Source organism: Thioclava sp. 'Guangxiensis' (assembly GCF_045348365.1).
Lineage (GTDB): Bacteria > Pseudomonadota > Alphaproteobacteria > Rhodobacterales > Rhodobacteraceae > Thioclava > Thioclava kandeliae.
Genome location: NZ_CP155822.1, coordinates 1,398,383 through 1,411,507 on the forward strand (window position 1 = coordinate 1,398,383; position 13,125 = coordinate 1,411,507).

17 protein-coding genes and 1 other annotated feature are annotated in these 13,125 nt (G+C 59.5%); of the genes, 13 read left to right on the forward strand and 4 right to left on the reverse strand.

Annotation, left to right across the window (positions count from 1 at the left end):
• Positions 1–2: 2 nt before the first annotated feature.
• Complete coding sequence (locus ABEB22_RS06905) at positions 3–899, reverse strand: YihY/virulence factor BrkB family protein (protein ID WP_339113607.1); 897 nt, start codon at positions 897–899, stop codon at positions 3–5.
• Between the two features lie 117 nt (positions 900–1,016).
• Positions 1,017–1,074 (forward strand) — a sequence feature (sul1 is cis-regulatory element that is thought to sense ions involved in sulfur or methionine metabolism; They are found in Alphaproteobacteria).
• 70 nt (positions 1,075–1,144) lie between these two features.
• On the opposite strand from ABEB22_RS06905, the gene ABEB22_RS06910 reads away from it, so the two are divergent.
• From ABEB22_RS06910 to ABEB22_RS06920, 3 genes are all read left to right on the forward strand, one after another.
• Complete coding sequence (locus ABEB22_RS06910) at positions 1,145–2,632, forward strand: SulP family inorganic anion transporter (RefSeq protein WP_350934824.1); 1,488 nt, start codon at positions 1,145–1,147, stop codon at positions 2,630–2,632.
• A 10-nt stretch (positions 2,633–2,642) separates the two neighbouring features.
• Positions 2,643–3,485: a universal stress protein gene (locus tag ABEB22_RS06915; protein ID WP_339113605.1), complete on the forward strand. Its 843-nt coding sequence runs from the start codon at positions 2,643–2,645 to the stop codon at positions 3,483–3,485.
• A 146-nt stretch (positions 3,486–3,631) separates the two neighbouring features.
• Entirely contained in the window at positions 3,632–4,129 is a 498-nt protein-coding gene (locus tag ABEB22_RS06920) for a DNA starvation/stationary phase protection protein (protein ID WP_339113604.1), read from the forward strand.
• A gap of 165 nt (positions 4,130–4,294) precedes the next feature.
• Here the strand turns inward: ABEB22_RS06920 and ABEB22_RS06925 are convergent, their stop codons facing one another.
• Positions 4,295–4,783: a hypothetical protein gene (locus ABEB22_RS06925; protein ID WP_339113603.1), complete on the reverse strand. Its 489-nt coding sequence runs from the start codon at positions 4,781–4,783 to the stop codon at positions 4,295–4,297.
• Positions 4,784–4,966: 183 nt separating this feature from the next.
• Complete coding sequence (locus ABEB22_RS06930; RefSeq protein ID WP_339113602.1) at positions 4,967–5,764, reverse strand: response regulator; 798 nt, start codon at positions 5,762–5,764, stop codon at positions 4,967–4,969.
• A gap of 93 nt (positions 5,765–5,857) precedes the next feature.
• On the opposite strand from ABEB22_RS06930, the gene ABEB22_RS06935 reads away from it, so the two are divergent.
• The 3 genes from ABEB22_RS06935 to ABEB22_RS06945 are packed head-to-tail and all read left to right on the forward strand — an operon-like array spanning position 5,858 to position 8,384.
• The gene (locus ABEB22_RS06935) at positions 5,858–6,016 is read left to right on the forward strand and encodes a NepR family anti-sigma factor (RefSeq protein ID WP_339113601.1); all 159 of its coding nucleotides are present in this window, start codon (positions 5,858–5,860) and stop codon (positions 6,014–6,016) included.
• Positions 6,013–6,597: an RNA polymerase sigma factor gene (locus tag ABEB22_RS06940; RefSeq protein ID WP_339113600.1), complete on the forward strand. Its 585-nt coding sequence runs from the start codon at positions 6,013–6,015 to the stop codon at positions 6,595–6,597. Before ABEB22_RS06935 ends, ABEB22_RS06940 begins: the two co-directional genes overlap by 4 nt.
• Positions 6,594–8,384, forward strand: a complete 1,791-nt coding sequence (locus ABEB22_RS06945; protein WP_406869927.1) for a sensor histidine kinase — start codon at positions 6,594–6,596, stop codon at positions 8,382–8,384. The genes ABEB22_RS06940 and ABEB22_RS06945 overlap by 4 nt, the downstream gene beginning before the upstream one ends.
• Before the next feature lie 16 nt (positions 8,385–8,400).
• Here the strand turns inward: ABEB22_RS06945 and ABEB22_RS06950 are convergent, their stop codons facing one another.
• Entirely contained in the window at positions 8,401–9,720 is a 1,320-nt protein-coding gene (locus tag ABEB22_RS06950; RefSeq protein WP_406869928.1) for a FliI/YscN family ATPase, read from the reverse strand.
• Between the two features lie 80 nt (positions 9,721–9,800).
• Here ABEB22_RS06950 and ABEB22_RS06955 point away from each other — a divergent pair, with 80 nt between their 5' ends.
• Genes ABEB22_RS06955 through flgA form a run of 7 tightly spaced genes read left to right on the forward strand, consistent with a single transcriptional unit; the run spans position 9,801 to position 13,124 of the window.
• Positions 9,801–10,187 (forward strand): FlgB family protein, encoded by a 387-nt coding sequence (locus ABEB22_RS06955; protein WP_339113597.1) that lies wholly within the window; start codon positions 9,801–9,803, stop codon positions 10,185–10,187.
• A 2-nt stretch (positions 10,188–10,189) separates the two neighbouring features.
• Entirely contained in the window at positions 10,190–10,582 is a 393-nt protein-coding gene (flgC, locus tag ABEB22_RS06960) for a flagellar basal body rod protein FlgC (protein ID WP_339113596.1), read from the forward strand.
• Positions 10,583–10,601: 19 nt separating this feature from the next.
• Positions 10,602–10,910, forward strand: coding sequence for a flagellar hook-basal body complex protein FliE (fliE, locus tag ABEB22_RS06965; RefSeq protein ID WP_339113595.1), 309 nt, complete (start codon positions 10,602–10,604; stop codon positions 10,908–10,910).
• Between the two features lie 2 nt (positions 10,911–10,912).
• Positions 10,913–11,179, forward strand: coding sequence for a flagellar biosynthetic protein FliQ (locus tag ABEB22_RS06970; protein ID WP_339113594.1), 267 nt, complete (start codon positions 10,913–10,915; stop codon positions 11,177–11,179).
• A gap of 3 nt (positions 11,180–11,182) precedes the next feature.
• Positions 11,183–11,896: a flagellar hook-basal body complex protein gene (locus tag ABEB22_RS06975; RefSeq protein ID WP_350934838.1), complete on the forward strand. Its 714-nt coding sequence runs from the start codon at positions 11,183–11,185 to the stop codon at positions 11,894–11,896.
• 11 nt (positions 11,897–11,907) lie between these two features.
• Positions 11,908–12,693 carry a flagellar basal-body rod protein FlgG gene (gene flgG / locus ABEB22_RS06980; RefSeq protein ID WP_339113592.1) on the forward strand — a complete coding sequence of 262 codons (786 nt, stop codon included), beginning with the start codon at positions 11,908–11,910 and terminating at the stop codon, positions 12,691–12,693.
• Positions 12,693–13,124, forward strand: a complete 432-nt coding sequence (gene flgA / locus ABEB22_RS06985; RefSeq protein WP_339113591.1) for a flagellar basal body P-ring formation chaperone FlgA — start codon at positions 12,693–12,695, stop codon at positions 13,122–13,124. The genes flgG and flgA overlap by 1 nt, the downstream gene beginning before the upstream one ends.
• Position 13,125: the final 1 nt, after the last annotated feature.

Here is a 13,125-nt window from a genome sequence, read left to right on the forward strand (position 1 = left end):
TTTCATTCCGTCTGTTCGGGTAGCGGTTTGGTAGAGCCGGTGCGCTCCTTGCGCAATTCGGCATTGAAGGCGGCGCCGAACAGGATCGCGAAGGCCGAGAGATAGAGCCACAGCAAAAGCGCAATGACCGCCCCAATGGAGCCATACAGTTTGGAATAGCTGGCGAAATTGCTGAGATAGAAGGTCAGCCCGTAGCTGGCCGCTCCCCAGACCAGCGTGGCGATCACCGCGCCCAGCGTAAACAGCTTCTCGCGCGGGCGGCCCATTTTGCGCGGGCCGTAGCGGTAAAGAATGCCCAGCACCGTCAGCATCAGAAGGAACATCGCAGCCCAGGGCAAGCCGGAGAGCATCAGGTTGGTCAGCGCCATCAGCGCCGGATTGCTGTGGAAGGGCAGGACGTTGAGAAAGACCGGCACGGCCACAATGGTGGCCAGCGCCACGATCATCACCGCGACCAGCGCCATCGTCATGAAATAGGCGAAGAACAGGCTCCAGATCGTATTGCGCGGCTTTACCCCGTGGATCACGTTCAGTCCGAGCACCAATGCGCCCACGCCTGCGCGTGCCGAAAACAGCGTGATGGCCAGTGAGACGATCGTGCCCCAGCCGATGGAGGAATTGGTCGAGATCAGCCAGCTCTGGATTTGTGCGTAAAGCAGGTTCCATGCCTGCGGCGGAATGAAATTATCGGCCACCGCCAGATAGGTGCGGATGGTGTTGGCATCGGCGAAGGCGGTCCAGATCGCAATGGTGGCCGACACACCCGGAAAGACTGCGAACATCGCATAGAAGGCCACGCCCGCCGCGATCAGCCCGATATTGGCATTTGCCAGTCGTCCGACCAGCTGTGCCGTGAATCTCCACGAAAGGCTCAGGATATGGGGGGAAATGACGGCCACAGTGTCTCCTTTTCGCTTGTTAGCTAAGCGGCAAGACAGGTTTTGGGCAATGGGTCGGAGAAAATCTGTCTGACGCATTGCCCTTTTGGTCACGGTTTCGTATCCAAACTCCAATCGTCAGGACCCGGGTGCGACTCCCGGGTGGCTCTTCCGGCCGCCGATCCGCCGGAGAAACCCGTTAAAAAACGAACCGAAGATTCCGTGAAGCCCGCAAGATCCGCAGGCCGAGACGGTTAGGATATGACATGAACCTTGATGCTTATCGCAAATCTTGGGTCGGCAGCTTGCGTGCAGACGTGCTGTCGGGCCTTGTTGTGGCGCTGGCGCTGATCCCCGAAGCCATCGCCTTTTCCATTATCGCCGGTGTGGACCCCAAAGTGGGTCTCTATGCCAGCTTCTCCATTGCCGTGATCACCGCCATCGTGGGCGGCCGTCCGGGGATGATCTCGGCGGCCACCGCCGCCACCGCCGTCCTGATGGGCAGCCTCGTACGCGACCACGGGCTGGAATATCTGCTGGCGGCTACCGTGCTGGCGGGTCTGATCCAGATCCTGATCGGCGTCAGCCGTGTGAGCTTCGTGATGCGATTTGTCTCGAAATCGGTGATGACCGGTTTTGTGAACGCGCTGGCGATCCTCATCTTCATGGCGCAGATCCCCGAGATGGATCCGTCGAGAGTGCCGATGTTCACCTTTGTGGTGATTGCGGTGGCCTTGGCGATCATCTACATCCTGCCGCGCTTCACCAAGGCGGTTCCCTCGCCGCTGGTGGCGATCGTGATCCTCACGGCCTGTTCCATCGGCTTCGGGTGGGATGTGCGCACCGTGGGCGATATGGGCAAGCTGCCCGATGCGCTGCCGGTCTTCCTGCTCCCCGATGTGCCGTTCAACCTCGAGACACTGAAGATCATCTTCCCCTATGCGCTGGGGGTGGCCGTGGTCGGGCTTCTGGAAAGCCTGATGACGCAGAACCTGATCAATGACCTGACGGATACGAAATCCTCGCGCAATCAGGAATGTGTGGGGCAGGGCATCGCCAACGGGATCACCGGTTTCATCGGTGGTATGGCAGGCTGTGCGATGATCGGCCAGTCGATGATCAATATCAAATCCGGCGGTCGCGGGCGTCTGTCGACGTTGGTGGCGGGCGTGATGCTGCTGATCTTCTGTGTAGTGCTGGGCCCGTGGGTCAGCCAGATCCCGATGGGGGCGCTGGTGGCGATCATGATCATGGTGTCGATCGGCACGTTCAGCTGGTCCTCGATCCGCGATCTGGCGACCCATCCCAAGACCTCGAGCGCGGTGATGCTGGCCGTGGTGGTTGTGGTTGTGGCGACCCATAACCTTGCCATCGGTGTGTTGGTGGGTGTGCTGCTATCGGGCTGCTTCTTTGCGGCCAAGATCGCGCGCCAGTTCCATCTGACCTCCGAGCTGTCGTCCGACGGGCGCGTGCGCACCTATCGGGTGCACGGGCAGCTCTTCTATGGTGCCACGGAAGATTTCATGGCAGCCTTCGATTTCCACGAGACGCTGGATCGGGTGGTGATCGATGTGACCGATGCCAAGATCTGGGATCTTTCGGCGGTTTCTGCCGTTGACATGGCGGTGCTGAAATTCCGCCGTGACGGGGCGGAGGTCGAGCTGGTCGGGATGGACCGGATGTCGGAGAGCCTTGTCGGGCGTCTGGGGCAGGCCGATAAACCCGGTGCCGATGCGGCGCTTTCGGGCCATTAAGGAGAAGAGAATGGACAAAAAGATCATCTCTTTCGTCGACGGATCGCATTATTCCGCGAGCGTGTGCGACTATACCGCCTGGGCGATGGCGCGGCTGGGCGCACCGGCCGAGCTCGTTCATGTGCTGGGTCGTGCGCCCGAACCCAAGGAGGATCTGTCGGGGACGATCGCGCTTGGCGCGCGCTCGTCGCTGATGGAACAGCTGGCCACCATCGATGCACAGCGCGCCAAGCTTGTCTCGCAGCGGGGCCGTGCAATCCTCGAGGATGCACAGGCGCGGGTGATCGAGGCCGGTGGCACCGGAGTAACCACCCAGCTGCGCAATGGCGAGCTTCTGGATGCGGTGACCGAGCGCGAGGCGGAAGCCCGCGTCATGATCATCGGCAAACGCGGCGATCAGGCCGATATCGCGATGGACCATCTGGGCTCCAATCTCGAGCGGGCAATCCGCTCGAGCAAGGTGCCGGTGCTGGTAGCCAACCGTGCCTTTTCGCCGGTGGCCAAGGTGGCCATCGCCTATGATGGCGGGGTCTCGGCCAAGCGGGCGATGGCCGTGCTGGCCACCTCGCCGATCTTCACCGACCTGGAGGTGCAGGTGGTGTCGGTGGGCGAAGGGGCCGAGGCCAAAGCCCGCGAGGGCTGCGCGATGCTCGAAGGGTCGGGCCTGAAGACCCGTCCCGTGTCCATCGAGGGCGAGCCCGAGAAAGCGCTGGTGAAACATATCGAGAGTGACGGGATCGATATGATCGTGATGGGGGCCTACGGCCATTCGCGTATCCGCTCCTTCATCATCGGCTCGACCACCACCGCCTTGATCCGCGCCTGCAAGGTGCCGGTGCTGCTGATGCGCTAATCACGCATTCGCGACAGATCACACCCAAAAAAACGGGGCGCGTCACGGAACGGTGGCGCGCCTTTTTCGTTGTCTAGGTGAAACGCATGGAGGGCCGTGCGGTGTGGGATTTCCGCGCCCGGCCCGTAACCAGAGGAGACCATTTCATGGACAACGTTCTGCAAGTCAAACCCAAAGCCGAAAAAGTGAATACTGGTGTCGAAGGCAAGAAAGTCATGGCCAAAGCCGTGAACCAAGTTGCGTCCGACGTCTATAAGCTGGCGATCAAAACGCAGTTCTATCACTGGAATGTAGAGGGCCCGCTGTTCCGTCCGCTGCACCTTCTGACCGAGGAGCAATATGGCGAGTTGTTCGAGAGCGCCGATGTCATCGCCGAACGCGTGCGCGCCCTGGGCGAGCTGGCACCGATGAACCTCAAGCAACTCAACGCCTTCTCGCAGCTGGACGAGCTGGATGGCAAGCCCACGGCGGAAGAGATGATTGCCGATCTGGTGAAAGATCATGAGGCGATTGCTGCCCGCATTCAGGATGTGATCGAGCTGGCCGACGAGCATAACGACCACGCCACCGACGATCTTCTGGGTGGCGTTGCAGGCCAGCACGAGAAAATGGCATGGATGCTGCGTTCGCATCTTGCGAAATAAGCGGAGCGGATCTGCGATGGAAAACCGGGCATCAAGCCCGGTTTTTTTATGCCTTGAGGAGGCTGCCGCAAGGGCGCCCTGATTATGCGGCGTTTCGGGTATGCCATGCAGATAGCATAAAGCCCCGGCCTGAAGACCGGGGCTCTGGCGGCAGTGCCGTGAGTGTTATTTCAGGCGCTCGACAACCGCGTCCGAGAAGAGATCGACAAGGGCATTGTAATAGACCGGATCATCGACCGTAAGTGCCGTTGCATCGGTGCCCTCGGGCAGGGAGACAGCGATATTGGGGAAGCCGACATCCAGGTCATAGTGATCGAATTTGGCGTTGTCGGTGGCGGAATAGACGTTGATCTGCGCGCCCATCTTGGTGTCGCCAATATCCGCCAGATGATCCCAGGTGCTGGCAACTTCGGCGCTCGTGATGTCGACCTTGATGCTGGAGCCGAGCTTTTCGGCGTCATAGGCGGGACCCAGATCCGCGATGATCTGCGTCTCGACATCGGCAGCCATCTTTTCATAGAAAGCCGTTGCGGCCGGATCCGTCACGCCCTCGATATCGGTCGTCACGTTGACGCTGTTGACGGGGCCGGATGCGGCGAAAGCAGCGCCTGCGGAAAGCGCGAGCGCACTGGTCAGAGCAAGGATGCGTTTCATTCGTTTTCTCCATTTACGCGGCCCTCATCGGGGTCGCTCATATGGCAGATCAACGCGGATTGTCCGAAGCGGTTCCCCTAAGGAAGACGGCGGCGCGAAAGAACGGGCGGCTTTATGCCGATGAAATAAAATGAAAAAGCCCCGGACGCGATGCCGGGGCTTTGGAGTTGATTGATAGATGGCTCAGGCCAGAAGAGTTTCGGTCGAGCTGAAGAACATGGCCTGACTCACCGCCGATTGAACCTGTGTCTCGGTATAGGGCTTGGTGATCAGGAAGGCCGGTTCGGGGCGTTCACCCGTCAGCAGACGTTCCGGGAAGGCGGTGATGAACACGACCGGCAGATTGTCGAACTGGCCGAGGATGTCGTTGACAGCATCGATCCCCGAGGAGTTGTCGGCCAGCTGGATGTCCGCCAGAATAAGATCGGGCTTCTCGCGCGCGGCAAGTTCCACGGCCTCGGTACGGGTACGGGCAATGCCGGTTACCTGATGGCCGAGTTCTTCGACGATCGCGCGGATGTCCATCGCGATGATAGCTTCATCCTCGATGATCATGACCTTGCCAGCGACCGAGTTCTCCATCTCGCGCAGAGCGATTTCGACCAGTTCTTCGGCCTCGGCAGTCTCGATCTGCATGATCGACCCGACTTCCTCGAAACGGAACCCCTCGATCGTATGCAAGAGAAGCGCCTCGCGGGTATTGGGCGTCAGGCTCGCCATGTGGTCCTGCGCGCGCATCTCCAGGCTGCCTGTGGCTTCGTCCAGCGGCGCGCCTGCGGAGGCCCAGACCAGATGGAAGGCATGGAACAAAGCGACCTTCGGATCCGTTTCCTGTTTGAAGATACCATCCTCGGCCAGAATGGCCTCAAGGGTCGCCGCCGCGTAGCGATCACCCGTGTCTTGGCTCCCCGTCAGCGCACGCGCGTAACGGCGCAGGTAAGGCAGGTTCGCAGCGATTGCGCCGGCGATATCGGTGGGCATGTAAAAACTCCCAAATTTTCGTTTTCCAAGGAACCAACGTCATTGTGCCGCGTTTGGTTCCATGTAAAAACAGCTGTGATCGGAACCATAGGTATGACCAACGAAATGGCTGACGACAAGTCGCGAGCCAGCATAAAGGAGCAGATCAATCAGAACCTGAAGAAAGCTTTCGACCAGGCGCTGAATGAGGATGTTCCCGATCGCTTTAAAGATCTGCTGGCACAATTACGTGCAAAGGAGGGCGACAAATGACTTCGCCCTCCTCTGACACCAAAACGATCCTTGATCCGCGCGACGAGTTGCCAGAGCACCTGCCAGCCCTGCGGGCCTTTGCGATGTCGCTGACGCGCAACTCGGCGACTGCGGATGACCTCGTGCAGGATACGATTGTGAAAGCATGGTCGAATATCGAGAAATTTCAGGTGGGCACCAACATGCGCGCTTGGCTTTTTACGATCCTGCGCAACACGTTCTATTCTGACCGCCGCAAGCGCAAACGCGAAGTGGCCGATCCGGACGGTGTGCATGCCGCAGCCTTGTGCGAACGGCCCGCCCATGACGGGCGGCTGGCAATGAACGATTTCATGGTGGCCTTCGATCAGCTGACGCCGGAACATCGCGAAGTGCTTATTCTCGTGGGGGCATCGGGATTCTCCTATGAGGAAGCGGCCGAGACCATGGGGGTTGCCGTCGGCACCGTCAAAAGCCGTGCCAACCGCGCTCGCGCGCGACTGGCCGAAATGTTGAAGCTGGAGGAGGGCGAAGATATCCTCTCCGGTATGGATGCCACATCGCTGGCGGTAATTGGTAAATCTGGGACTGCCGCTGCATGACACGAAAAGAAGGATCGACGGGGTCGTTCATCGACCGCCTCGGTGTGCGCCTTGCGATCTTTCTCGCAGTGGCTCTGTTCCCGCTACTGCTGATTTCGGCCATCCAGTCCAACTCGCTGCTTCAGGAAGCGCGGGCGCGGTCCGAGGCCGCGTTGATGGGGGAAACATTGCAGGCTGTGACAGGCGAGACCCGCCTGTTGCAGCAGGCGCAGGCCGAGGCACGGTTCCTCGCCTATACCCTGCCACCATTCCTCAACGATATGGATGCGTGCAGCGCGCAGATGCGCAAGGCGGTGGAGGCCGATCCCGCACTGTCGCTTGCGGCGTTTGTCGACAAGAACGGGCAGATGGAATGTTCATCGCGCAATGTGACCTATGATTTTTCCAAAGATGAGCATGTCCAGGGCATCCTGCCGTTGGAAACGCCCAGCTTTGTGCTCAATCCGCACGGGCCTGTCTCCGGCACTGCAGTGATCGGCGCGACCCATCCGGTCTATAGCGTGGATGGCGAGAAGCTCGGTTTCGTCTCGCTGAGCTTGCCGCATTCCTCGGTGCTCCATAAGGAAAGCGAGCCCGATACTCTCGGGTATGACGTTGATAACGCGCTGGTTATCATGACGTTCGATGCCAATGGTTCGGTGCTCACATCGTCGGGTGACCTGAAAAAAGCGCAGACTTATCTGCCCGCGCACCGTGCGCTGAAAGCGCTGGCCGGCCCTAATGCTCTGACCTTCACAGCCCGTTCCAATTCGGGGCAGGAGCGGGTCTATTCCGTGCTCGAGCTTCTGCCGGGGCAGCTATACGCTATGGGAAGCTGGCCCGCAAAATCGTCGATCTCGATGAACCCCGTGGCGGATGTTTCCCCCATCCTTGTGCCGACCCTGATGTGGCTGGCCAGCCTGCTTGTGGCCTATTTTGCTATGCAAAAGCTGGTGATCGGCCATGTGAAGCGGCTGTCACGGGCCTTGCGTGGTTTTGCCTCCGGGTCGCGTCGCGTTGGCAACCTGAACTATGCGGGGGCGCCGAAGGAAATTCAGGATCTGGCACTCTCCTACGAGAAGATGACCGAGACGATCCTGCATGATGAGGCCGAGCTGGAGGATATGATCCACCATCAGGAAGTGCTTCTGCGTGAGGTCCATCACCGCGTGAAGAACAATCTTCAGCTGATCGCCTCGATCATTTCGATGCAGATCCGCAAGGCGCGCTCGCCCGAGACCAAAGAGCTTATGAAGGGCCTTCAGGAGCGGGTCATCAGCTTGGCGACGATTCACCGCGGGCTTTACCAGACCTCGGGTCTGACCGACATCACGGCCAACGAGCTGCTGCCCGATATCGTGAGGCAGATCTCCGCGCTGGCTACGGGGCCGGAACGGCGCATCGATGTAAACTGTCACGTTGACGAGATCCGCCTGACGCCGGATCAGGCCGTGCCGCTCTCGTTGCTGCTGACAGAAGCGATGACCAATGCGATGAAATACGCTGGCACGAAAGACGGGTCGCGTCCCGATTTGCAAATCTCGCTTTGCAAGATAGGGGGCGGATATGTGCGGCTGGCGCTTGAGAACTCGATGGATCCCGATGCCGAACCCGCCTCACCGGATAAAAGCTCCGGTTTGGGGTCGCAGCTGTCGCAGGCCTTCGTGCAACAACTCAATGGCGAGCTGAAATCGGCAGCCGAGGCGGACCGTTATCGCCTGACGGCCGAGTTCAAGCTGGCCGAGTTGCAGGAAGCCGAGCTCCGTCATGCGCGCGATGACGAAGACGATGAAGAGGACGAGGAGTAAGGGGCCAGTCGGCCCCTTATTTCTTGGCGAGCGCGGTTTTCAGGCGCTCGAAGCTTGCCTTGGTGTTCTTGGTTTCCGATTCGGCAATGAAAGCATCGAGCGCGGGCCAGACCTTGATCGCCTTATCGACCACCGGGTCCGATCCAGCGGCATAGAGCCCAGCCTGAATCATCATCTCGGCCTTGTCATAGGCCCCCATCAGGCGGCGTGCCTCCTTGATGAGTTCGTTTTCCTGCGGCGTTGCGGCATCGGGCAGGGACCGCGAGACCGAGCGCAGCAGATCGATCGCCGGAAACCGCCCGCGTTCGGCGATCTTGCGGTCCATCACAACGTGGCCGTCCAGCGTTCCGCGCAGGATATCGGCCACCGGCTCTTCCATATCCGAGCCAGGCACGAGGACCGAGAAAACCGCCGTGATATCGCCCGCCCCCTCGGGACCGGGCCCCGAGCGTTCGGCAAGCCCCATGATCTGCTGTGAGGTGGAAGGCGGGAAGCCACGCAGGGTGGCCGCCTCGCCACCCGCCAGTGCGACTTCACGATGGGCCTCGGCAAAGCGGGTAATACTATCGGCCAGAAACAGCACATGCTGCCCTTTGTCACGGAAATGCTCGGCCACGGTCATCGCGGCCATCGCGCAGCGGCGGCGGACCAGAGGCGATTGGTCCGAGGTTGCGGCGACGATGATCGAGCGCGCCATCCCTTCCGGCCCGAGAACCTTTTCCACGAATTCGCGCAATTCACGGCCGCGTTCACCGATCAGGGCGATCACGGCGACATCCGCTTCCACACCTTTTGCAAAATTGGCCAGAAGCGAGGATTTGCCCACGCCGGAACCGGCGAAGAGGCCTATCCGCTGCCCCTTGACCAGAGGAAGGAGCGTGTTGAAGACGGCCAGTCCAGTTTCAAGGCGGCTGCCCAGCCGGCGGCGTTGGGCCGCGGCAGGGGGGCGGGCGCGGATATTACGCTCAATTGCGCCGCGCATCAGCGGCTGACCATCCAGCGGATTTCCGAACGGGTCGATGATTCGACCGATCCACGAACTGTCGGGAGAAATTCCGGTTTGTCCGAGAAGATCGACGCGATCATCTATCGCGAGCCCGTCTGCCGCCCCATCGGCCAGGAGTTTGACGTGATCGGGTTCGAGAGCGAGAACTTCGGCGCCGATCTTCAACCCTGACTGGCAAATGATTTCAGCGCGATCTCCAAGGGTTGCAACGCGCGATAGGCCTGTTGCCTCGATCACGCCCTGCCCGACGCGGCTGATCCTGCCCACCGTATGGACTGCGCCAAAGTCCGAAATTGACGAGCGCAGCAAGTCCAAATCTGCATAAGCCATTCTGGCCTCCAATCGTTTTCTAAATGTTTTTTAATGAATCACTCTTAAGCCTTGGTTGAAATCTGAGAGGAGAAACCTCCGTGTTCGAAAAAATCGATGTGATGAATATGGCTGAGTCGATGGCACGCCATGCCGCTCAGCGCCAATCCGCAGTTTCGCGGAACATGGCGAATGCCGACACGCCCGACTACAAGGCGCAGGACGTGACGCCCTTCGCCGAGACCTATCAGGAAGAGGTCGCGATGCCGATGAAGGCAACGCGCTCCGGCCATATCGGTGCGGATAATCTGGTGACATCGCAGACGGTGACCCGCAGCGATTCCGGCACGGCGTCTCCTAATGGCAATACGGTCTCGCTGGAAGACGAGATGGTTAAGGCGGTCGAAACAAAGCGCCAGCACGATCTTGCGTTAACCATATACAAATCAACTTTGAACATTCTGAGAACAAGCGTTGCACGGAGCTGATCATGACTGATTTTGGCGATTCTTTTTCTCTTTCCGCATCGGGCATGAAGGCTCAGGCGCAGCGCCTGCGTTATGTCTCGGAAAATATCGCGAATGCGGATACGCCCGGCTATCACCGCAAACTCACCGAGTTCAAACAGGTGATGGAAGATGGCGGGGCGACAGGTAAAGTCGAACTCGGGAAGGTCGATCTGGATCGCAGCGACCTCAAGCAGATCTATGATCCGGGCAATCCGCTTGCCGACGCGAATGGCTACTATGACGGGTCGAATGTCGATCTGGTCGTCGAGATCGCTGACGCGCGAGAGGCGCAGCGCAGTTACGAAGCAAATATCAAAATGTTCGACCAGACGAGGCAGATGTCCTCGGCTCTGCTCGATATTCTACGCCGCTAACCCCTAGGAGAAGTCTAGAATGGACGTAAAATCATCCCTCGCCTTGCAGGGCTATGCCCAAGGTCGCTCGGCCGCGCAACTCGGGGCGGAGAAAGATCAGTCAGGCGCATCTTCTGCGAGTGAGAATCCGTTTGCCGCATTGGCGACCGACTTTGTCGATACGGTCAAGAATGGCGAGGAAACCGCCAAGGCCGCGATGACCGGTGATGCTGATCCCCACCAGCTGGTTCAGGCGCTGTCGCAGACCGAACTGGCCGTGGAGGCGGCGGTGACCCTGCGGAATAAAGTCGTTGAGGCTTATCAGGAAATCCTGAGGATGCCGGTGTAATTATGAATGACGTCATCTTCTTCGATACATTGCGCGAGGCACTATGGGTCGCTGTGATGATTGCCGCCCCCATGCTGGCCGTCGCCCTGATTGCCGGTGTCGCGATCGGTCTCTTTCAGGCGCTGACCTCGGTGCAGGAGATGACACTGACCTTCGTTCCCAAGGTCGGGGCGATGCTCATCGTATTCTGGGTGTCGATGTCCTTCATGTCGGAACGGTTGGTCGATTTCTTCACGGCAGACATCATTCCTTTGATTGCGGGGAGCTGACCCATGGATAATGCGATTTACGCGGCGCTGACCCGTCAGTCGGGTCTGATGAACGAGATGAACGTGGTGGCGAATAATATCGCCAACGTCTCCACAACAGGCTTCCGCAAGGAAGGTGTCATCTTCGCGGAATATGTGGCGGATCTCGACGGGGCGGAACCGTCGCTTTCGATGGCCTATGGCAACGGGCGCGAGATATCGACCTTGCAGGGGGGGCTGACCGCAACGGGCAATAATTTCGACTTCGCGATCCAGGGGGATGGCTATTTCATGGTCGAGACGCCGCAGGGCAACGCCTTGACCCGTGCGGGGAATTTCGTGCCTTCGGCCGAAGGGATCTTGCAGAACCAGGATGGTTATCCGGTGCTTGATTCGGGCGGTGGCCCGATCTTTGTGCCCTCGGAGGGCGAGCTGTCGATGGCACAGGATGGCACGATGTCGGTCAATGGTGAACCTATTGCCCAGCTCGGCATTTACGACCCCGCCGATCCGGCTGCGATGACCCATTCGGGCGGAACGCTGTTCTATCCGGAAGGGGGAGCACAAGCGCAGGAGTTTCCGCAGGTCCTTCAAGGATTTGTTGAGGAATCGAATGTAGACCCGATCACAGAGGTCGCGCGCATGGTCGAAGTGCAGCGTGCCTATGAGATGGGACAGAAATTCCTAGATCGCGAAGATGAACGCATCCGTAGCGTGATATCGACGCTGACGAAGTAAGGAGAAGCCTTATGCGTGCTCTACAGATTGCCGCCACCGGGATGAGCGCTCAACAGATGCGTGTTGAGGTCATTTCGAACAACCTCGCGAATATGTCGACGACCGGCTACAACGCCCGTCGTGCCGAATTTGCCGATCTGACCTACCAGCAATTGACCCGTCCCGGCACGATCAGTGCCAGTGATGGCTCCGTGGTGCCCTCGGGGGTGCAGCTGGGTCTCGGTGTGCGGCCGACGGCTGTGACGCAGATCCTCGAGCAGGGGTCTCTTGTGAGCACCGGCGGCGATCTGGATGTCGCAATCGACGGTATCGGGTATCTCGAGGTCGAGATGCCCTCGGGCGTGTCGGCCTATACGCGTGATGGCGGGCTAAAACGCTCCGCAGATGGCGAGATTGTCACTTCGGACGGCTATGTCGTAGTTCCGGGGATCACGATCCCCGATGATGCGACCTCGGTTGCCATTAATACTTCCGGCGAGGTCTATGCCTATTTCAGCGATCAGGTTCAGCCGCAGATGATGGGGCAGCTGACCCTTGCCAACTTCACCAACAAGAAGGGCCTCGAGGCGATCGGGTCGAACCTCTTCCTCGAGACGGGCGCCTCCGGTCCGCCGGTTGTAGGTGAGCCGGGTCAGGATGGTCTGGGGACTTTGCGTCAGGGCTATCTGGAAGAGAGCTCCGTCGATCCCGTGCGTGAGATCACCGAGCTGATCAAGGCGCAACGAGGTTACGAGTTGAATTCCAAGGTTATTTCGGCAGCCGACCAGATCCTGAGTGCGACGGTACAGGTGCGCTGATGCGTAGCCTTCTTCCGTTTCTCGCGGTCCTGGCGGCGGTCACCGCAACCGGCCTTCAGGCAGAGGTGGTGGTGGCGACGCGCACGTTACGGGCGCAGACGGTGCTTGCCCCCGAAGATCTCGGGATTGCCGATATGGATGTCCCGGGCGCCATCGTTGATCCTATCGATGCCGTCGGGCTCGAGACCCGTGTCGCGATCTATGCCGGTCGTCCGATCCGTCCAGAACATTTGAGCGCGCCAGCGATTATCGAGCGGAATCAGACCGTATCGCTCGCTTATAACCGCGGCTCTCTGACGATTATTACAGAAGGGCGTGCGCTCGAGCGCGCGGCTATCGGAGATAGTATCCGCGTGATGAATGTCTCTTCCCGCACCACCGTTTCGGCCACGATTTCGGCGGATGGAACCGCCTATGTGAACAAGGACTGAT